The 19,541-nt window shown below is 69.9% G+C and carries 20 protein-coding genes and 1 pseudogene; 14 read left to right on the top strand and 7 right to left on the bottom strand.

Features of this window, described 5'->3' with window-relative positions:
- Positions 1 to 28: 28 nt before the first annotated feature.
- Positions 29 to 892, top strand: a complete 864-nt coding sequence (locus tag MJQ72_RS09170; RefSeq protein WP_240598689.1) for a TIGR03620 family F420-dependent LLM class oxidoreductase — start codon at positions 29 to 31, stop codon at positions 890 to 892.
- Here MJQ72_RS09170 and MJQ72_RS09165 read toward each other — a convergent pair.
- From MJQ72_RS09165 to MJQ72_RS09155, 3 genes are read right to left on the bottom strand one after another with little or no spacing between them, the layout of a single operon-like run.
- On the bottom strand, positions 889 to 1,587 hold the full coding sequence (locus MJQ72_RS09165; protein ID WP_240598688.1) for an SDR family oxidoreductase: 699 nt from the start codon (positions 1,585 to 1,587) through the stop codon (positions 889 to 891). The genes MJQ72_RS09170 and MJQ72_RS09165 overlap by 4 nt on opposite strands.
- The gene (locus MJQ72_RS09160) at positions 1,584 to 2,036 is read right to left on the bottom strand and encodes an SRPBCC family protein (protein WP_240598687.1); all 453 of its coding nucleotides are present in this window, start codon (positions 2,034 to 2,036) and stop codon (positions 1,584 to 1,586) included. Before MJQ72_RS09160 ends, MJQ72_RS09165 begins: the two co-directional genes overlap by 4 nt.
- A gap of 32 nt (positions 2,037 to 2,068) precedes the next feature.
- On the bottom strand, positions 2,069 to 3,004 hold the full coding sequence (locus MJQ72_RS09155) for an NADP-dependent oxidoreductase (RefSeq protein WP_240598686.1): 936 nt from the start codon (positions 3,002 to 3,004) through the stop codon (positions 2,069 to 2,071).
- 103 nt (positions 3,005 to 3,107) lie between these two features.
- Here MJQ72_RS09155 and MJQ72_RS09150 point away from each other — a divergent pair, with 103 nt between their 5' ends.
- The 7 genes and pseudogenes from MJQ72_RS09150 (at position 3,108) to MJQ72_RS09120 (ending at position 8,043) form a co-directional block, all read left to right on the top strand.
- The gene (locus tag MJQ72_RS09150; RefSeq protein ID WP_240601285.1) at positions 3,108 to 3,539 is read left to right on the top strand and encodes a helix-turn-helix domain-containing protein; all 432 of its coding nucleotides are present in this window, start codon (positions 3,108 to 3,110) and stop codon (positions 3,537 to 3,539) included.
- 9 nt (positions 3,540 to 3,548) lie between these two features.
- Positions 3,549 to 4,528, top strand: a pseudogene (locus MJQ72_RS09145) (helix-turn-helix transcriptional regulator).
- Positions 4,525 to 5,502, top strand: coding sequence for a YafY family protein (locus tag MJQ72_RS09140; RefSeq protein WP_240598685.1), 978 nt, complete (start codon positions 4,525 to 4,527; stop codon positions 5,500 to 5,502). Before MJQ72_RS09145 ends, MJQ72_RS09140 begins: the two are co-directional and overlap by 4 nt.
- Before the next feature lie 9 nt (positions 5,503 to 5,511).
- Positions 5,512 to 5,721, top strand: a complete 210-nt coding sequence (locus MJQ72_RS09135; protein ID WP_005150907.1) for a bacteriophage holin — start codon at positions 5,512 to 5,514, stop codon at positions 5,719 to 5,721.
- 38 nt (positions 5,722 to 5,759) lie between these two features.
- A complete protein-coding gene (gene tatA, locus MJQ72_RS09130) occupies positions 5,760 to 6,092 on the top strand; it encodes a Sec-independent protein translocase subunit TatA (RefSeq protein ID WP_240598684.1) in 333 nt (110 codons plus the stop codon).
- Positions 6,093 to 6,188: 96 nt separating this feature from the next.
- Positions 6,189 to 7,160 (top strand): twin-arginine translocase subunit TatC, encoded by a 972-nt coding sequence (gene tatC, locus MJQ72_RS09125; protein ID WP_240598683.1) that lies wholly within the window; start codon positions 6,189 to 6,191, stop codon positions 7,158 to 7,160.
- A 7-nt stretch (positions 7,161 to 7,167) separates the two neighbouring features.
- Positions 7,168 to 8,043: a diacylglycerol kinase family protein gene (locus MJQ72_RS09120; protein WP_240598682.1), complete on the top strand. Its 876-nt coding sequence runs from the start codon at positions 7,168 to 7,170 to the stop codon at positions 8,041 to 8,043.
- On the opposite strand, the gene MJQ72_RS09115 is transcribed toward MJQ72_RS09120, so the two are convergent.
- Positions 8,027 to 8,614 carry a hypothetical protein gene (locus MJQ72_RS09115; RefSeq protein ID WP_240598681.1) on the bottom strand — a complete coding sequence of 196 codons (588 nt, stop codon included), beginning with the start codon at positions 8,612 to 8,614 and terminating at the stop codon, positions 8,027 to 8,029. The two genes, MJQ72_RS09120 and MJQ72_RS09115, sit on opposite strands and share 17 nt — an antisense overlap.
- 112 nt (positions 8,615 to 8,726) lie before the next feature.
- Between MJQ72_RS09115 and MJQ72_RS09110 the strand changes: the two genes are divergently transcribed.
- The 5 genes from MJQ72_RS09110 to MJQ72_RS09090 all read left to right on the top strand — a co-directional run bounded on the left by MJQ72_RS09110 (position 8,727) and on the right by MJQ72_RS09090 (position 15,443).
- Positions 8,727 to 11,504 carry an RNA helicase gene (locus MJQ72_RS09110; protein WP_240598680.1) on the top strand — a complete coding sequence of 926 codons (2,778 nt, stop codon included), beginning with the start codon at positions 8,727 to 8,729 and terminating at the stop codon, positions 11,502 to 11,504.
- Between the two features lie 221 nt (positions 11,505 to 11,725).
- Entirely contained in the window at positions 11,726 to 12,505 is a 780-nt protein-coding gene (locus tag MJQ72_RS09105) for a DUF4333 domain-containing protein (protein WP_240598679.1), read from the top strand.
- 41 nt (positions 12,506 to 12,546) lie between these two features.
- Entirely contained in the window at positions 12,547 to 13,746 is a 1,200-nt protein-coding gene (locus MJQ72_RS09100) for a GNAT family N-acetyltransferase (protein WP_240598678.1), read from the top strand.
- Positions 13,747 to 13,780: 34 nt separating this feature from the next.
- On the top strand, positions 13,781 to 14,179 hold the full coding sequence (locus MJQ72_RS09095; RefSeq protein WP_240598677.1) for a DUF4333 domain-containing protein: 399 nt from the start codon (positions 13,781 to 13,783) through the stop codon (positions 14,177 to 14,179).
- A 43-nt stretch (positions 14,180 to 14,222) separates the two neighbouring features.
- Entirely contained in the window at positions 14,223 to 15,443 is a 1,221-nt protein-coding gene (locus tag MJQ72_RS09090; RefSeq protein ID WP_240598676.1) for a GNAT family N-acetyltransferase, read from the top strand.
- Positions 15,444 to 15,500: 57 nt separating this feature from the next.
- Here the strand turns inward: MJQ72_RS09090 and MJQ72_RS09085 are convergent, their stop codons facing one another.
- The 3 genes from MJQ72_RS09085 to MJQ72_RS09075 all read right to left on the bottom strand — a co-directional run bounded on the left by MJQ72_RS09085 (position 15,501) and on the right by MJQ72_RS09075 (position 18,022).
- Positions 15,501 to 16,469: a pirin family protein gene (locus MJQ72_RS09085; RefSeq protein ID WP_240598675.1), complete on the bottom strand. Its 969-nt coding sequence runs from the start codon at positions 16,467 to 16,469 to the stop codon at positions 15,501 to 15,503.
- Positions 16,466 to 17,410, bottom strand: coding sequence for a 5'-3' exonuclease H3TH domain-containing protein (locus tag MJQ72_RS09080; RefSeq protein WP_240598674.1), 945 nt, complete (start codon positions 17,408 to 17,410; stop codon positions 16,466 to 16,468). The genes MJQ72_RS09085 and MJQ72_RS09080 overlap by 4 nt, the downstream gene beginning before the upstream one ends.
- A gap of 75 nt (positions 17,411 to 17,485) precedes the next feature.
- Complete coding sequence (locus MJQ72_RS09075) at positions 17,486 to 18,022, bottom strand: NADPH-dependent FMN reductase (protein WP_240598673.1); 537 nt, start codon at positions 18,020 to 18,022, stop codon at positions 17,486 to 17,488.
- Between the two features lie 262 nt (positions 18,023 to 18,284).
- Between MJQ72_RS09075 and MJQ72_RS09070 the strand changes: the two genes are divergently transcribed.
- Positions 18,285 to 19,535: an MFS transporter gene (locus MJQ72_RS09070; RefSeq protein WP_240598672.1), complete on the top strand. Its 1,251-nt coding sequence runs from the start codon at positions 18,285 to 18,287 to the stop codon at positions 19,533 to 19,535.
- Positions 19,536 to 19,541 lie beyond the last annotated feature (6 nt).

Below are 19,541 nucleotides of genomic sequence, written 5' to 3'. Positions count from 1 at the left end.
ATGTTGGACTCGACCTGAGGAGAGACAGATGGAACTGGGGCGTTTCGGGATCTGGACGTTCGACTTCGAGGATCAGCCCGCGAGCATGCTGCGGGATTCGGTGCGGGAACTGGAAGAGCTCGGCTGGCCGTCGATCTGGATCCCGGAACGGGACGGACGCGAAGCGCTGACCCACGCCGGATTCCTGCTCGCGTCCACCGAGCGCATGGCCGTGGTCAACGGGATCGCGCGCATCGGCTCCCGCGGCGCGCGCTGGACCCATGGTGCGGCGCTCCTGCTCGCCGACGCGTATCCGGGCAGGCACGTCCTGGGGCTCGGCTTCGGCGGCGCGCAGCCGGGCGTCAAGCCGCTGGACGCGATGAGCGACTACCTCGACGAGCTCGACACCGTCACCAGCTCGAACCCGCTGCCCGGCGTGCCGATCCAGCGGCTGCTCGCGGCGTACGGGCCGAAGATGCTCGGCCTGGCCCGCGACCGGTCCGAGGGGGCGCATACCTACCACGTGACGGTCGAGCACACCGCGCAGTCGAGGGAAGTGCTGGGGGAGAAGGCCTTCCTCGGCGTCGAGCACGCGGTGCTGTTCGAAACCGACCCGGGCAAGGCGCGCGAGATCGCCCGCGAACACCTGCACGTGTACCTGACGTCCGAGTACAACGTCGCCAAGTACCGCCGTCTCGGCTACACCGAAGCCGACATCGACGGTGGCCGCGGCAGCGACCGGCTCGTCGACGATCTCGTGTTCTGGGGCGACCTCGACACCATCGTCGCGAAACTGCACGGGCATCTCGACGCCGGCGCCGACCATGTGGGCATCCAGGTCATCGGGGTGAAGCCCGGCGAGTCGGCCATGCCGCACTGGCGGCGGCTGGCCGAGGCCGTGCTGCCGCGCTAGCGGAGCTGGCCGGTCGGGCGGACCACGATCTCGTTGACGTCGACCGAGGGCGGCTGCTCCAGCGCGTAGAGCACCGCCCTCGCGATGTCGTCGGGTTCCAGTTTCGGCTTGGACTTCGAGTCCTCGGGGATCATCGAGGTGTCGACCAGTCCCGGCTGCACGACGGTGACCCGGACGCTGGTGCCGACGGCCTCCTCGCGGATGGATCCGGCGAGCCCGGTCACCGCCCATTTCGTCGCCGAGTAGAGGTTCCCGGGCCGGTGGTAGCGCCCGGCGACCGAGCCGGTGAGCACGAGGTGTCCCTTCGATTCCGCGAGCGACGGCAGGGTCGCCCGCGCGGTGAGGGCGGTGCCGTAGACGTTCGTCAGCACCATGTCCCGCCACTGTTCGGGATCCGCGCCGCCGTCGCCGAAGAACGAGACGACGACGCTCTGACCCGCGTTGGCGAACACCGCGTCCAGGCCGCCGAAGGTGTCCTTCGCCGTCTCGACGGCCGCAGACAGCGAACCCCAGTCGGTGACGTCGGCCGCGAGCGCGAGGGCCCGCTCGTCGCCGAATTCGGCGACGAGCGGGAGCAGCGCCTCGCGGTCGCGGGAGAGCAGCGCCAGCCGGAAACCGGCGGCCGCGGCCCGGCGTGCGGTCGCCTCGCCGAGACCGCGGGAGGCGCCGGTGATCAGCAGTACTCGATCGTTCATGCCTCCAAACTAGGCGGCGTGTAGGTGTCCCACTCCGGCACCGGTTCGCCGAGGAGCGCGGCCCCCAACCGGTCGAGGTAGAAGTGCCAGCCCTTGAGGATGTCCGAGGTGTCCCACTCGGTCTTGGGCAGAAGGTGCACGAAGTCGAGCACAGTCGTGTCGCCGCGCTCGGTCAAGGTCAGTTCGACCCGCCACGCGGGCTGATCGGTCACGCCGAGATCCATCACCAGCCGCTTCGGCGGGTCGCATTCGCGAATGATGGCGGGCCCCGGTTCGGAGCCCTCCTCCGCGGTCATCGTCAGCATGATCGTGTTGCCGACCCCCGCCTCGCCCGTCCATGGGCCGATCCACCGTGCCGTGCGCTCGGATTCGGTGAGCGCCGACCAGACGTCTTCGATCGGGTCCGGGTACTCGCGCCGGAGTTCGAGCCGGGTCACGTCGTTGTCCATGGGAGGAAGATAACCGTGGGCTTAATTAAGCGTCAACTTATGAGTACTAGCCGTCCGCGGAGACCGCCCGCCGCGAGCCGTTCGTGGGCTTTCACCGCCTCGCCCAACGGCAGGGTGTCCGCGACCCGCAGGGCGAGCGTGCCGTCGTCGACCTGGGCGACCAGTCCGGCGAGCGCGGCGGCGTCGGCGTGGACCCAGACGTGGTCGACCTCTATACCGCGCAGGGGGAGCGGGGCGGCGCCGGCCGCGAACACGATGAACCGGCCGCGATTCGCCACGGCGTCCAGGGCTTCGAGCCCGAGCAATGCGGTGTCGAGTGCCGCGTCGACGCCACCGGGGACGACCGACCGCACGCGATCGGCGAGGGAATCGCCACGGGGCACGAAGATCTCGGCACCGAACCCTCGGACCACTGCTTCGTCGGCGGTGTCGGCGACCGCGACCACCCGGAAACCGCGCGCCTCGGCCAAGGCGACCGCGTAGCCGCCGACAGCCCCCGCGGCACCGGTCACCAGGACCGTCGCTCCCGGCGGGAGGTCGAGAAGGTCGAGCGCCTGGACCGCGGTGAGACCGTTCAACGGCAGGGTCGCGGCCTCCGTGGGAGACGCCGTCCGCGGTGCGGCGGCGAGCGCGTCCACGTCGAGGACGACGAACTCGGCGTACGTGCCGAGCGCCGCCGACGGCCGGTCAAGCAGGCCGATCACACTGTCACCCGTGGCGAACCCGGTGACGCCGTCACCCACGGCGTCGACCGTCCCCGCCACGTCCCAGCCGATCCCCAACGCCTCGCGAGGCGGGACGATCCCCGCCTCGGTGAGGAAACCCGACCTGGTCCCGGCGTCGACCGGGTTGACCCCGGCCGCCGCGACCTTCACCCGCACCTGACCGGGCCCCGGTACCGGCATCGGGACCTCGGTGAATTCCAGGACTTCCGGACCGCCGAACCGGCGGACCACCACTGCACGCATCGTTCTCCTCCAAGGGATCGTTCCCTGCGAACGTATGGGGAGTTACTCTCCATCGGGAAGTACGCACCTCGAGGTGCCCAACCCACGCGGAGGTACGCGCACCGTGGTCACGCGCACGGCACAGGAACGTCGGGACGAGCAGAAGCGGGCCTACGACGCCTATCTCGCGGCCTGTCCCGCCCGGAAACTGCTCGACGAGGTCTCCGGCAAATGGGTCAGCCTCGTCCTCGTGGCGCTCGGCGACGGGCCGCAGCGCTACAGCGACCTCTCCCGCCGGATCGCCGGCGTCAGCCAGAAGATGCTCACGCAGACGCTGCGGACCCTGGAACGGGACGGCCTGCTGACCCGCACCGTCACCGCGTGCGTGCCGGTGCGGGTGGACTACGAACTGACCGAGCTCGGCCGGAGCCTCCGGCAGCTGCTGGCCGGGATCAAGGACTGGGCCGAGACCCGGTTCGACGAGGTGGAGACCGCCAGAGATCGTTACGACGCGCGATCGGCGGCTGTCACCATCGGGTCGGACGGCGCGGGCTAGGGTAGCCGGGTGTCCACCGCACGCGCCGAACGTCTGGTCAACCTGGTTCTGGCCCTCCTGTCCACCCGGCAGTACCTCACCGCCGAGCGGATCCGGGCATCGTGCCCGGGTATGCCGACGCGGCCAGCGACGAGGCGTACTTCCGCATGTTCGAGCGCGACAAGACCGAACTGCGCGAGCTCGGCATCCCGCTGGAGACCGGCCGCAACTCGGCGTTCGACGCGATCGACGGCTACCGCATCGCGCGCCGCGACTACGAACTCGGCGAGATCGACCTCGCGCCCGACGAGGCGACCGCGGTCGGGCTCGCCGTCCGGCTGTGGGATTCCCCGGAACTGACCGGCGAGGCCCAAGGCGCGCTGGTGAAACTCCGCGCCGCCGGGGTCGAGGTCGACGACCACGCCCCGACCGTCGTCGAGCCCCGTGTGCGGGCCGAGCCGGCGTTCGGCCCGCTGCTGGCCGCCGTCCAAGCCGGGCAGGCGGTGCGCTTCGAGTACCGCCGCAGTGGTTCGGCCGAGCGCAAGATCCGCACCCTCGAACCGTGGGGCGTGGTGTCGTGGAAGGGCCGCTGGTACGTCGTCGGGCACGACAGGGACCGTGGCGCGTCCCGCTGCTTCCGCCTCTCGCGCGTGACGGGGAAGGTCGACACCTTCGGGGAAACCGGCGTCGTCGAACGCCCGGAAGGGGTCAACCTGCTGAAGATGGTCTCCGCCAGCAGTGGCGAGGATCCGTCCGCTCCGACCACCGCCAGTGTGTGGGTCGCCGACGGCCGGGCCGCCGGGGTCCGCCGCCGCGGCCGGGTGGTCGGCCGCAGCGACGCCGGGGGAGAAGAAGGCGACCTCGTGGAGATCGAGTTGTACTACCCGGAATCCGCCGCGGACTGGCTCACCGCCCACGGCCCGGACGTCCTCGTCCTCGAACCCGAGGTCCTCGCGAAGTCGGTCTTCAGCCGCCTCGAAGCCATCGCGCACGCCGGTGGTGCCCGATGAGCACCACCGGTCGGATGCCGCGCCTGCTCGCGCTCGTGCCGTATCTCCTCGCCCGGCCCGGGATCAAGATCGACGACGCCGCCCACGACTTCGACGTGACGCCCAAACAGCTGCGCAAGGATCTCGAACTGCTGTGGATGTGCGGGCTGCCCGGCTACGGCCCCGGCGACCTGATCGACCTCTCCTTCGAGGGCGACACGATCGTCGTCACGCACGACGCCGGCATGAACCGTCCGCTGCGGCTCACCGGCGGCGAGGCGACGGCCATGCTCGTCGCGCTGCGAGCGTTGGCCGAGACGCCCGGAGTGGTCGACGCCGACGCGGTCCGTCGCGCCATCGCGAAGATCGAGGTCGCCGCGGGGCAGGCGCAGCCGTCGGGGATCGTCGTCGGCGGGGGAGTGCGTGAAGGCAAGAAGACCGCCGGAACACGCGAAGCGGTCCGGTCCGCTCTCACCGCGAAGCGTGCCTTGCGGATCCGGTACTACACCGCGTCGAAGGACGAGATCACCGAACGCACCGTCGATCCCATGCGGCTGCTCATCGTCCAGGCGGTCGGCTACCTCGAAGCGTGGTGCCGCCGCGCCGAGGGCGTCCGGTTGTTCCGGCTCGACCGCATCGACGAGCTGACCGTGCTCGACGAACCCGCCGTCCCGCCTGCGCACGCCCAGCCCACTGACATTTCCGATGGTGTTTTCCGGCCGCGTCCCGACCAGCAGGAAGCCGTCCTGGTCCTCGATCCCGACACACGCTGGGTAGCCGAGTACTACCCCTGCGAGGAGCTCGACGAGCTCGACGGCGGGCGGCTGCGCATCCGGATGCGCTACGCCGACGAGTCCTGGATGGTCCGGCTGATCCTCGGCCTCGGTGGAGACGCGCAGGTCGAAAGCCCGGCCGCGCTCGGGGAGGCAGTTCGTCGACGAGCGGCCGACGCGCTGGCCCGGGCTCGTCACCTAACGTCAACCTACGAGCAGTAGGGTGACGCCGTGTCGTACCTGCCGAGCATCGCGCTCGCCGTCGCCGGGCTGATCCTGCTCTTCGTCTTGCTAATCAAATTACGCAGAGTCTTGCGCGTGCTCACCCATACGATGAGCATGGTGGCTACGAACACCCGAAAACGGACAGGGCTCCTTCGTGCCAGGTCTGCCGCGCTCCGCGTGGCGATCGCGCAACGACGTGGGCTCGAAGACCGGTAACATCACATACGAGAGACTCGAGAAGGAGGCCGCAAACGATGAACGCGCTGCAGCCGTGGCACATCATCATCCTGGTGCTCGTCGTTGTTCTGCTGTTCGGCGCCAAGAGGCTTCCGGACGCCGCGCGGTCCATCGGCAAGTCCATGAAGATCTTCAAGGCCGAGACCAAGGACATGGCCGGGGACAAGGACAAGGCCGCCGAGACCGAAGAGGTCGACACCAAGCAGCTGCCGCAGGCCGCCACGCCCGCGCCCGCCGCGAGCGCGCAGGACAAGCAGGTCGCCGACCTCCAGCGTCAGCTCGACGAGCTCAAGAAGCAGCAGGCCGCCACGCCCGCTCCGGCCGAGCAGGCGCAGAAGAACGCCAGCTGAGCGCTCTTCCAGTAAGCCCAGCGGAGCCTGTTCGCGGATGAGCGCGCCGAAGTCGCGGCGCGCTCATGGTGGACCCTGACGAGAACGGACTGTCCAGTGGCGGATTCCGCCTCCGGTGAGGAGCGCCGCGGCACGAAGCGGCGCAAGCGCAGCCGTCGGACCAACCCCGACGGCACGATGACGCTCATCGAGCACATCTACGAGTTCCGGCGCCGTCTGGGCTTCGCGCTGCTCGCCATCCTGGCGGGCGGGATCATCGGTTTCCTCTGGTTCCAGACCAGGGTCGGCCCGATCCCGTCGCTGGGCCAGATCATGACCGGCCCGTACTGCGGCATTCCGTACCAGCGCAGGCTCGGCGGCTCTGAGCACGGCCCTTGTCAGCTGTTGCAGACGGTGCCGTTCGAAGCCTTCATGATCCAGCTGAAGGTCGGTCTCGCCGCGGGCGCGGTGCTGTTCGCGCCGCTGTGGCTCTACCAGATCTGGGCGTTCATCGCGCCCGGCCTCTACTCGAAGGAGCGCAAGTACGCGCTCACCTTCGTCTTCTTCGCGTCGATCCTCTTCGCCTGCGGCGCGGTGCTCGCGTACCTGCTCATCCCGCACGCTCTCGAACTGCTGATGAACTTCGGTGGCGACCAGTTCATCACCGCCCTCACCGGCGACAAGTACATCTCGTTCATCCTGTCGCTGCTGCTGATCTTCGGCGTCAGCTTCGAACTCCCGCTGTTCGTGGTGATGCTGAACCGCGTCGGCGTCCTGAAGTACCAGACGCTGAAGAAGTGGCGCCGCGGCCTGATCATGGTCGTGTTCGTCTTCGCCGCCTTCGCGACGCCAGGCTCGGACCCGTTCTCGATGATCGCCCTGGCCGGAGCGCTGGTGGTGCTCTTGGAGCTCTCCATCCAGATCGCGCGCTTCCACGACCGCAAGCTCGACAAGGAACGCGGCACCGAGGGCTGGGACCAGCTCGCCGACGACGAGGCCGCGCCGTTCGACTACACGCCGAGCACGATCGACGAGGAGCCGTCGGCCGCCACGAACGGCAAGCGCACCAGCACCGACGACGTCACCTGAGCCGGGGATGCACGCGGCGCTGGCCGTCCACCCCGCCTCCGGTAACGGGGCCGCGGGACGGTTGATGGAGTCGGTCGCGGCGCGGCTGCGACCCGTCGTGGACCGGCTCGACGTCCTCGTGGCCCACACGGTCGAGGAATCCCGCGCGCTGATGACCGACTCGCGCGCGGCAGGGCTGGACGTCCTCATCGTGCTCGGCGGCGACGGCGCGGCGCACCAGGGCGTGCAGTTCTGCGCCGAGTCCGGCGTCGCACTGGGACTCGTGCCCGCGGGCACCGGCAACGACTTCGCCAGGGCGCTCGGCATCCCCGAACGGCCGCACGCCGCCGCGGATCTCGCCGCCAGGCGGATCGCGGAGGGGAAACGGCGGCGGGTCGACCTCGGCCGGGCCGGTGGCGAATGGTTCGCCACCGTGCTGTGCTCCGGCTTCGACGCGCTGGTCACCGAACGAGCCAACCGGCTGACCTGGCCGCGCGGCCCGCGCCGCTACGACGTCGCGATCCTGGCCGAACTCGCCGCGTTCCGGCCCCGGCCGGTGGTGCTTCGCACGGACGTCGAGACACTTGAACTCGACGCCACGATGATCGCCGTCGGCAACACCCCGTACTACGGCGGCGGCATGCCGATCTGTCCTGGTGCCGATCCGGAGGATGGCCTGTTCGACGTCACCGTCGTGGGCAACGCGACCCGGCGTGACCTGCTCCGCATGTTGCCCGGGGTCCGTGCCGGGGAGCACATCGCGCATCCGGCGGTCCGGACCCTCAAAGCCAGTCAGATCCACCTCGCGGGCAGCGATCTGCCCGTCTACGCCGACGGTGAGCCGCTGGGCGGGCTGCCGATCGACGTCACCTGCGTCCCCGGAGCGCTCACCGTCGTCGGGTGAGCCCGGCGTAGTCGCCAGCCCGCCACACCTGCCCGCGGAACGTCGCGGCGGACATCAGGTCGCCGCGCGGGAAGAACACCCCGCCGCAGCGATGGCAGAACCACGCCTGCCGCCAGTACTCCAGCGCGCCCGGGATGCCCCGCCGGATCCGCGCGTTGCGCCGCAACCGGAGCACGAACAGGACGGCGAACAAGGCGACCAGCGCGAAGGCACCGAAGGGGAAGATCGACGCTCCGATGAACTGCGCGACCCTCCCGTCGGCGGTCGGCGCGACGTTCTCGTCCAGCACGTCGTTGGCGAAGGCGAGGAACACGAACGCGGGGATCAGCAGCACCAGTGCGAGCGTCAGGAAGCATCCGCCGCCGCGAAGCACCGGATACGGGTTCAGTGACGCCGCGGTCGCGGTCACCGACACACCCGTATGCGTCGTCGCGGTGTAGACCACGCCGTCACCGGCCGGGATGGCCGTCATACCGCCTTGCACCCGGTAGGTCGTCTGCCCGCTCTGGAACACCGCCGGCACGCTCTGCACCTGGTCGACCTGCGCACACTGCGGGCAAGCGATCTCCATGGAGTCCCCTCTCGATCACGAATCCGCCCCTTGGATGACAGGGACGTGGCGGTCGTTCCCGAGATCGTCACACCGAGTGCGAACTGTCGGTGGGGTATGGAACCCTGACGAAGTGGTCAACAGCCCTTCTCAGACCCCGGCCGAGGCATATGCCGCCTCCCAGCGCCGCGCTCAGTACCCCCAGCTGACCCGCTTCGCGGCGGAGTCGTCGTTCGAGTTCGACGACTTCCAGGTCCGCGGCTGCGAGGCACTCGAAGACGGTCACGGCGTGCTCGTCTGCGCGCCCACCGGCGCCGGGAAGACCGTGGTCGGCGAGTTCGCGGTGCACCTCGCCCTCGCCGAGGGGCGGAAGTGCTTCTACACGACACCCATCAAGGCGTTGTCGAACCAGAAGTACGCCGACCTCGTCGGCCGCTACGGCGCCGACGCGGTCGGCCTGCTGACCGGTGACACGTCGATCAACGGCAACGCGCAGGTCGTGGTCATGACCACCGAGGTCCTGCGCAACATGCTCTACGCCGGGTCCTCGACCATCGGCGAGCTCGCGTACGTGGTGATGGACGAGGTCCACTACCTCGCCGACCGGTTCCGCGGCGCCGTCTGGGAAGAGGTCATCCTCCACCTGCCCGAGCACGTGCGTGTCGTCGGCCTGTCGGCCACGGTGAGCAATGCCGAGGAGTTCGGCGAGTGGCTCGTCGAGGTCCGCGGCGACACCACGGTCGTCGTCGACGAGCACCGCCCCGTGCCGCTGTGGCAGCACATGCTGGTCGGCAACCGGTTGATGGACCTGTTCGCCGGCCAGGAGGAGCACGCACCGGGCGCCGAACTGCGGATCAACCCGGGCCTGCTGCGCCGCACCGAGGAGGTCGGCGGCCGGTTCGCCCCGGCGGGATTGCGCGGACCGCGCGGACGGCGAGGGGCGCCGTCACGGATGCCGCGGTTCCGGCCGACGTCCCGCACGGACACGGTCGAGCGGCTGGACAACGCCGGTCTGCTCCCCGCCATCGTGTTCATCTTCTCCCGCGCCGGCTGCGACGCCGCGGTCGGCCAGTGCGTCCGGTCCGGACTGCGTCTCAACGGACCGGAAGAGGTCGAGAAGGTCCGTCGGATCGTCGCCGAGCGCACCAAGGACCTGCCCGAAGGCGACCTCGGCGTCCTCGGCTACTGGGAGTGGCGCGAGGCGCTCGAACGCGGCATCGCCGGGCACCACGCGGGGCTGCTCCCGGCGTTCAAGGAGACCGTCGAGGAGCTGTTCGTCCAAGGGCTGGTGAAGGTCGTCTTCGCCACCGAGACGCTCGCGCTCGGCATCAACATGCCCGCGCGCACGGTCGTGCTGGAAAGGCTGGTGAAGTACAACGGCGAGGCGCACGTCGACCTGACGCCGGGCGAGTACACGCAGCTCACCGGGCGGGCCGGGCGGCGCGGGATCGACGTCGAAGGCCACGCGGTCGTCGTCTGGCAGCCGGGGATCGACCCGAAGCAGGTCGGCGGCCTCGCCTCGACCAGGACGTACCCGCTGCGGTCGTCGTTCCGGCCCGGTTACAACATGGCGGTGAACCTGGTCGCCCAGGTCGGCGCCGAGGCGGCCCGCGAGCTGCTGGAACAGTCGTTCGCCCAGTTCCAGGCCGACCGGTCGGTGGTCGGGACGGCGCGGCGGATCGAGCGGAACAAGGAGGCCCTGCGGGGCTACACCTCCGCCATCACCGGCGATTTCGACGAGATGCTGGAGTACGTCGAGCTACGGGCGAAGATCTCGGCGCGGGAGAAGGCGCTTTCGCGGCAGAACACCTCCGCCCGCCGCGCGGGCACCGCAGAGTCGCTGGAGAAACTCCGCAAGGGTGACGTCATCGCGGTGCCCGCGGGACGGCGCGCCGGGCTGGCGGTCGTCGTCGACCCGGGGCTCGACCCGATCCGCGAACCACGGCCCGTCGTGGTCACCGAGGACCGCTGGTCCGGACCACTGTCGGTCTCGGACTTCCCGTCACCGGTGGAGGCACTGGGGAACATCAAGCTGCCGAAGCACATCGAGCTGCGTTCGCCCAAGACCAGGCGCGACATCGCGTCGAGCCTGCGCAACGCGGGAATCTCGTTGCCCGGCAGGCAAAAGCGCCGCGCCGGGGCCAATGAGGACGGTGAGCTGGCCGCGCTGCGGCGGGCGCTGCGCGCGCATCCGTGCCACGGCCTGGCCGAACGCGAGGCGAACCTGCGCTGGGTCGAGCGGTACCAGCGGCTCACCGCCGAGACCGAGCAACTGGAACGCAAGGTCGCCGCGACCACGCATTCCCTCGCCCGCGCCTTCGACCGGATCCTGCGGCTGCTCGGCGAGCGCGGCTACCTCGGTCCGGCGTCGAAGGGCGACGGAGAGGACCGGGTCACCGAACACGGCAAACGGCTCACCCGCCTCTACAGCGAGTCCGATCTGCTCGCGGCCGAATGCATCCGGCACGACGTCTGGAAGGGCTTGTCGCCCGCCGAACTCGCGGCCGTCGTCTCGACGCTGGTCTTCGAGGCACGCCGGGACACCGCGGGGGAGCCTCGCCTGCCCGCGGGCAAGGTGGTCGACGCCTGGCAGGCGACCACGCGCCTGTGGATGGAGCTCACCGAAGACGAGCGACGGCACAAGCTGGACCGCACCCGCGAACCCGACGCCGGTTTCGCCTGGCCCGTCTACCGGTGGGCGCGCGGCGAATCGCTGGAGAAGGTCCTCACCGCCGCCGAAGCGAACGGACAGGAGCTCTCGGCCGGTGACTTCGTGCGGTGGTCGCGGCAGGTCATCGACCTGCTCGACCAGATCCGTGACGTCCTCGGGAAGGCGGATCCGGTCGGGGCGGCCGCTTCGGACGCGGTGAAGGCGTTGCGCCGCGGGGTCGTGGCGGCCGGCGGCGCCTGATCGGCCTCGTGAGTGGTAAGGACGGTTAGAACCGTCCTTACCACTCACGAGGCGTTGGGCCGACCGGCGGAGTGAACGCGCCTCCGGTGTGAGCACGGTCGCGGAGAGTTGGCCCGACACCGCCCGGGAACAGTGGGCAGGGGCGCCGTCCTGTGGTTGGATCGCCCACGACGGCCATGCAGGTCGGCCGGTGACGATGGCGGAACAGGCGGAGGCGAACGATGAGCACGCCGTATGGCGGCAACGACCCGCAGCAGCAGCCCCAGTGGGGGCAGCAGCCGGGCTACGGCCAACAGCCGGGCGGCGCTCAACCGCCGAGCGGCCCGCAGCAGCAGCCGCAATGGGGCCAGCAGCCGCAGTACGACCCGTCGCAGACCCAGCAGCAACAGCCTCAGTGGGGTCAGCAGCCCGCGCCGTACGACCCGTCTCAGCAGCAGCCCGGGTATCCGCAGCAGGATCCTTCCCAGACGCAGCAACAGCAGCCTCAGCAGTGGGGCCAGCAGCCGCAGTACGGTCAGCAGCCGGGGTATCCGCAGAGCGGGCCCCAGCAGCAGCCGGGTTACCCGCAGAGCGGCCCGCAGCAGCAGCCCCAGTACGGGCAGCAGCAGCCCGGCCAGTACGACTACGGCCAGAGCCAGTTCCCGGGCACCCAGGGCGAGGCGCAGGACAAACCGAAGTCCAAGAAGGGCCTGTTCATCGGGATCGGCGCGCTCGTGGTGATCATCGCCGCGGTCGGCGTCCTCGGGTTCGTCACGCCGGGCTGGTTCAACACCCAGGTCTTCAACAACACCCAGATGCAGACCGACGTGCAGAAGCTGCTCACCGAGACCTACGGGATCAAGGAGATCAGCGCGGTCACCTGCCCCTCCGGCCAGGAGGTCAAGGACGGGGTGAAGTTCACCTGCACCGCCACGATCGAGGGCAAGCCGCAGGAGGTGCCGATCACCGTGAAGGGTGATACCGGCAACTACGAGGTCTCCCCGCCCGCCACCACCAAGTAAAGGGCGGGCGCCGGGCACGGTCGATCCTGCATGATCGTGTCATGAGCGACTTTTCAGTGCGGCTGCTGCGGTCCGACGAGGAGCGGGCCGCGACCGATCTGTTCAGGCGAGCCTTGCACGTCAAGGAGATGACCGACGAGGAATGGTCGGCCATCGCCACCTCGATGCAGCCGGATCGCGGTTTCGGCGCGTTCGACCCGGAGCTGATCGGCACCGTCCGATCCTTCGATTCGGAAGTGACCGTGCCCGGTGGCGGTACCACGCCGCTCGCCGCGGTCAGCCTGGTCGGTGTCCGTGCCGATCGCATCCGGCGGGGCGTGCTGACCGCGTTGATGCGCGCCCAGTTCGAGGATTTCGCCGCCCGTGGGGTTCCCGCGGCGATGCTGCACGCCTCCGAGGGCGCCATCTACGGCAGGTTCGGATACGGCAACGCCGTGCGGGCCAAGTCGATCGAGGTCGACCGGCGCCGCGCCCGGTTCCGTCCCGAGGCACCGGCCGGCGGCGAGATTTCGGTGCTCGATCTGGAAAGCACCATCGAGCGGTGGCCGTCGCTGTTCGACGCGCTCCCGCGCACCCGGCCCGGCATGATCGCGCGGAGCCCGAATCTGTGGCCGGGCTACGAACGCGAAGTGCGGCGCGCGACAACGCCGGTCACGACCGCCGTGCACCAAGGCCCGGACGGCAACGACGGCTTCGTCACCTACACCGTCGAGAGGGCCCATTTCGGCGCTCCGGCGCAGCTGAAAATCCATTCGTTCCACTATGCGAATCCCGACGCGTTCGCCGGGGTGTGGCGCTACCTGCTGTCCGTGGACCTGGTCGACAGCATCACCGCCGAGAAACGGCCACTCGACGAACCGGTCGAGCTGCTGTTCACCGACCCACGCGACGCGGCGGTGACGAAGGTCCAGGACGAAGGCTGGTTCCGGCTCGTCGACGTCGAGACGATGCTCGGCGCCCGCACCTACCAGGGCGAGCCGGTCGTCATCGAAGTCACCGATCCCTTCCTGGAGCACAACTCCGGCCGCTACCGCCTGTCCGAGGACGGTGCCATCCGCACCATCGAGCCGGCGGATCTCGAACTGCACGCCGACACCCTGTCGATGGTGTATCTCGGCGGCTGGCGTCCCTCGGATCTCGCGTTCGCCGGACGTATCCGCGCTACCGGTGAGACCGCCTTGGAACGAGCGGACCAGCTGTTCGCCACGCGGGTGAACCCCTGGTGCGGTACCTTCTTCTGACGTTGGATGATCACACCGGTGGGGGTGGAGAAGCTTGAGCAGGCGAGCCGTCGCGACGGTCGGTCTGTGTGGTGCGGCTTTCGCGGTGCTGGTGGCGTGTTCGGACACCCCGGCGCCCGCGCCGGCGACGAAGACCGTCACGGTCCCGCCGACGTCGAGAGCTTCGTCGAGCGCGCCCGCGACCTCCGGCGGTTCGTCCTCCAACGCTCCCGGCAGGGTCTTCGACCCGAGGACGATGCAGGCGGACGTGCGGAAGATCCTCACCGAGACCTATCAGGTGAGAGAAGTCGGCGACGTGCTGTGCCCGGCGAACCAGAAGGTCGTGGACGGCAGCACGTTCACCTGCACCGTGCAGGTCGGCGGGGAGGGCAAGACCGTCACGATCACCGTCACCGGTGAAGACGGCCGCTATGAAGTCGGCGCGCCCAGCTGAAAACCGGTTGGGGCTCCCCGGATCGGACGGCAGGATCCACGGTATGAGCGAATTCCTGGTGCGTGCCGTGGCCGAAGGCGAACAGCGAGCCTGCCTCGATGTCCTGTCGGAGTCGTTGCACGGCAAGCCCGCCACGGACGAGGTCTGGGCGAAGATGGCTCCGTCCTGGTCCGCCGCGGGGAAATTCGCCGCGTTCGACGAGCACGGCGCCCCGGTGGGGATCGCCAGTTCCTTCGACGTCGAGCTGACCGTCCCGGGTGGACAGAAGCTCGTCACAGGGGCCGTCGACGGCGTCGGCGTCCGTGCCGACTGGACACGCCGCGGCATCCTCACCGCGATGATGGCCGCACAGCTGGAGGACTTCGCGGCGCGGGGTGTCCCGCTGGCCGCGTTGCATGCCTCCGAGGCCGTCATCTACGGCCGTTTCGGGTACGGCCCGGCGACCTTCGGCAAAGGTGTGTCCATCGAACGCCCGCGCGCCCGGCTGCGGGACGGCGTTGGCCGGGGCGGTGAGGTCAGGTTCGTCACCCCCGCCGAAGCCGTGGAGCGAGTTCCGGCCCTGTACCACCGCTTCGAGGGTTCCCGGCCGGGGTTCGTCTCCCGTCCGCAGGCATGGTGGCCGGGATTCTTCGATCGGGTGGTCACCGGGAACGACGGCTATCGGGTGGCTGTCCACAGTGGACCGGACGGCGACGACGGTTTCGTCGTCTACCAGTCCATCGATGCGCGCGACCGGCTGGCGCCGGAGCGCGGGGCGATCCTGGACATCCGTGAACTCCATGCCGCCACACCGCAGGCCTGGGCCGGGCTGTGGCGTTTCCTGCTGTCGATCGACCTGGTCTCGGCGGTCGCCGGGCGGGGCCGCCCGCTGGACGAGCCGATCGCCGAACTGCTCACCGATCCGCGGGCGGTGAACACGACCGAGGTCATCGACGACCTGTGGCTGCGGCTCGTCGACGTCCTCGCGGCGTTGCGGGCGCGCGCCTACGGCACCGCCGAACCCGTGGTGCTCGAAGTGCTCGACAAGCAACTTCCGGACAACAATGGCCGTTACGTCGTCGGCCCGGACGGTGTGGAGCGCACGACCGCCGAGGCCGATCTGAGGCTGGACGTGGCCACGCTGTCGGCGCTGTACCTCGGCCACGGTCTCTTCAGCGATCTGGCCTTGGCCGGCCAGGTCGAGGTGCTGAACGCGGGGGCCGTCGCCCGTGCCGACTCCCTGTTCCACACCGCGCGCTCGCCGTGGTGCGGGACGTTCTTTTAGGCCTGAGCGCTCGTGAGTGGCAAGGACGGTTAGAACCGCCCTTGCCACTCACGAGGCCTACGACGGATTGCGCCGCGGTTTGATCCGCACCTGAGGCAGCGCGGGTGCGGGCAGCCACGCCGTGGTGCCCTGATAACCCTCCACCTGCCCGAAGCGGTCCGCCCGTGCCTGCCACGCCTCGCGGTACTCGGCGATCTCCTCGTGGCTGCGGCCCACGAAGTTCCACCACATGACGAGTTCCTCGGTGAACGGGGTCCCGCCGAGCAGGAGCACCCGAGCCGGTCCGGTGCCGGAGTTCACCAGCTCCAACCGCCCGGCGCCGGGCGCGAGGTAGGCGAGCTCCCCGGTGTCCAGCGCGGCTCCGGCGATGGTGACGGAGCCGATGTCCTGCAGGACACCGTGTTCGAAGGCGGGATCGACGTCGAGGGCCAAGGTCGCGCCGGGCTCCACGGTGAGTTCGGCGCCCAGCAGGGGAGTGAACGCCGGGACCGGCGAGGTGGCCCCGGCGAGGCTGCCGAGGAAGACCCGTGCCGTGGCGCCGGGCAGGTCGAGCAGCGGCGGCGCGTAGTGCCGGAAATCCCGTGCGGTGTCGCGATGTTCGTCCGGCAGCGCGATCCAGAGCTGGACGCCGTGCAGCGTCGTGGTGTCCGATGTGGAGACTTCGGAATGCGCGAACCCGTGCCCGGCGGTCATCAGGTTGAGTTCACCGGGCCGCACCATGGCGTGGCTGCCGATGCTGTCGCGGTGCTCGATCTCGCCGCTGAACAGCCAGCTCGCGGTCTGCAATCCGGTGTGCGGATGCGGTGCGACGTCCATTCCGCCGGACGCTGAAACGTCCTGTGGGCCGTAGTGGTCGGCGAAACACCACGCGCCGATCAGTGACCGCCGCCGTTGCGGAAGCGTGCGGCGGACCCGGATCGCGCGCGGGCCGCCGAGCGGGACGTCGCGCGGGGTCAGCACGGTGATGCCTTCGCCCGGCCGTTCGGAGCACAGCAACTCGGCCGGGTCGGCCTCGGTGTTGCTCATGACTTCGGGAGCGCGGCCAGCAGACGCTCCACCGAACGGCCGAGATTCCAGCGCTCCGCGAGTTCCGCGACCTTGTCCGGGTCGGCGGGCTCGGACGGGACGGTGTCCGGGCGGGACTGCTCGACCGGCGCGTCGGCCGCGACCCGGACGACGGTCGGGGCGACCGCGAGGTAGTCCGCGGCGTCGGTCAGCCGCAGCCGGGTCTTGAGCGGCACTCGTGAGTCGCCGGCGTTGGACGCCTCGATCAGCTCCTGCAGCGAACCGAACTGGGTGATCAGCTTCGCCGCGGTCTTCTCGCCGATGCCGGCGACGCCGGGCAGCCCGTCCGACGGGTCCCCGCGCAACGCGGCCATGTCGGCGTACCCGGGACCGGCGTTCCCCGCCGGGATCCCGTACTTCTCGGCGATTTCGTCCGGGCCGAGGACTTCGGCCTTGTTCCAGCCCTTGCCGACGTAGATGACCACAGTGGACGTCGGCTCGTGGCGCACCAGCTGGAACAGGTCCCGGTCACCGGTGATGACCTCGACCGGGGACCGCTGTTCGCGGATCGCGAGGGCGCCGATGACGTCGTCGGCCTCGTACCCGGCCGCCTCGGCCGTCGCGATCCCGAAGGCCTCCAGCAGTTCGAGGATGATCGGCACCTGCGGGGTCAGCGTGTCCGGTACCTCTTCGACGTCGCTGCCTTCCGGGATTTCTTCGGCCACCCGGTGCGCCTTGTAGCTGGGCAGCAGATCGGTGCGGAACTTCGGCCGCCAGTCCGCGTCGAGGCACGCCACGAGCCGGGAAGGCCGCCGGTCGACGAGGATCCGCGCGATCGTGTCGGTGAACCCGCGTACGGCGTTGACCGGTGTCCCGTCCGGGGCGGTCATCGAGTCGGGCAGTGCGTAGAACGAGCGGAAGTAGAGGCTCGCGGAATCGAGGAGAGCGAGTGGTCCGGTCACGCGGACAGCCTGCCACGTTCCGCCCCGGATGTCCGCGAAGGACCCGACCCCCAGCCGGGTCCTCCACGGACACCGTCAGGCCGCGTAGGGGCGCACCCGGCGTGCGTCGCGGAGGGCGTTGGCCCACCAGTTCAGCTGGTTCAACAGCGTGGTGGCCGCGAGCGAAGCGCCTTCGAAGTCGTCGTGCTCGCCGTCGGGGCCGAAGTGGTTCCAGGCGTACGGGAAGCTGACGGTCTCGCGGATCGTCGCGGCGTGGAGCTCGGCGAAGACCGGGCGCAGGTGCTCGACCGCGCGCAGGCCGCCCGAGATCCCGCCGTAGGAAACGAAGGCGACCGGTTTGCCGTGCCATTCGGGGCCGGTGGCGTCGAGCGCGGTCTTGAGCGGGCCGGGGTAGCTGTGGTTGTACTCGGGCACGATCACGACGACGGCGTCCGCGCCGGCGACGCCGGGGGAGAGATCGCCGGGACTTTCGGCCAGGTCGATGACGGACAGGGTGACGTCGTCGCGCTGTTTGGCGCGGTCGAGGAACCAGTTCGCGACGACGGGGGCGAAGCGGCCCTCGCGGACGCTGCTGATCACGACGGCGAGCTGGTAAGGCGAGTTCGTTGTCATGGCACAGACCGTAAAACCTACAGTTAAGTTGAAGTCAAACTCCAGAACCTCGCTTTTCAGAACCAATCGCAGCGAGCTCTTCGCGCTCGTAGGGTGGCGAGCATGGGGAAGAGCGAGGGAGATCTCGCGCGGGTCGACGGTCGTGTCGTGCGGGCGCAGTCGTCCGGACTGGCGAAACGGGCGGGGAACGGAGCCAGATGCGCGCCGCGTCGAGCGACGAGATCCTCGATGTGATCAGCCGATACCGCCGTCCGGAGACGCCATGAGCCGGGTGCCACTGGGGGCCCTGGTCGTGGCTTCGGGGATTTCCTCGGCCGGGGTGATGATGACGCTGCTCGCGATTCCCTGGTTCGTCCTGCAGAGCACCGGCAGCGGTACCAAGACCGGCCTAGTGACCGCGGCCGAGGTGCTGGGCCTGATGGTCGCGGCGTTGCTGGGCGGGCCGGTCGTGGACCGGGTCGGCACCCGCCGGGCCAGCGTCGGCGCGGATCTGCTGACCACCGTGACGGTGCTCCTGATCCCGCTCGCGATGGGCACGACGGGGCTCAGCCTGCCCGGGCTGATCGCGTTGTCGTTCGTGATGGGCGTTTCCCGCGGGCCCGCCGACACCGCCAAGCAGGTGCTGCTTCCCGGAGTCGCCGAACTCGGCGATGTCCGCGTGAGCCGGGCGGCGAGTGCCGTCGAGGCGGCGATGAGGACCGGCAGGATGGCGGGTGGACCCGCGGCCGGCGCGCTGATCGCGCTGATCGGGCCCATCCCGGTCCTGTTCGTCGACGCCGGTGTGCTCCTGGTGTCCGCGGCCCTGGTGTTCGCGCTCGTCCCGGTCGCGGCCGGTCCGCCGAGGCCGCCGTCGGGCGGCTACCTCAAGCAGTTGCGCGAAGGGCTGGGATACGTCAAACGCGACGCGGTGCTGCGGGCGCTGGTCGGCATGCTGATGCTCACCAACAGCCTCGACTTCGGGCTGCTCGGTGTCCTGTATCCGGCTTATGGCGACCAGGTCCTGCACAGCACCGCGCTCATCGGCGCGATGATCACCGCGGTCGCGGCAGGGGCGCTGCTCGGTTCGGCGATTTACGGCTGGGTGGGCCACCGGGTCTCCCGGCGGACGGCGATCCTCGTCGCGGTCGGCATCGAAGGGGCGCCGAGGTTCGCCTTGCTCGCGCTGGAGCCCGCGCCGCCGGTCCTGCTCGCCGGTCTCGTGGTCGCCGGGATCGGGGCCGGCGCACTCAATCCGATCGTGCTCCCGGCCGTCTACGAGCGGGTACCGGAAGCCGTCCGAGGCCGCGTGCTCAGTCTGCTCGTGGGCGGGGTGCTCGCCGCGATGCCGCTCGGCTCGATGGCGGCCGGGTTGCTGCTGGACGGGATCGGACTCGTCGGAGCGCTCGCGGTGTTCGGTGGTCTGTACCTGATCGCCGGCACCTTCCCGGCGATCTTCCGGGTCTGGCGCGGACTCGACGATCCCGCCCCGATCGGGGGTGACCGGCCGGTGAGCCAAGGCGCGCGGACCGACTAGGCTCGC

This window comes from Amycolatopsis sp. EV170708-02-1 (genome assembly GCF_022479115.1).
Taxonomy (GTDB): domain Bacteria; phylum Actinomycetota; class Actinomycetes; order Mycobacteriales; family Pseudonocardiaceae; genus Amycolatopsis.
The sequence above is the reverse complement of the archived record's forward strand: the minus strand, read 5'-3'. Positions and strand labels throughout refer to the sequence as shown.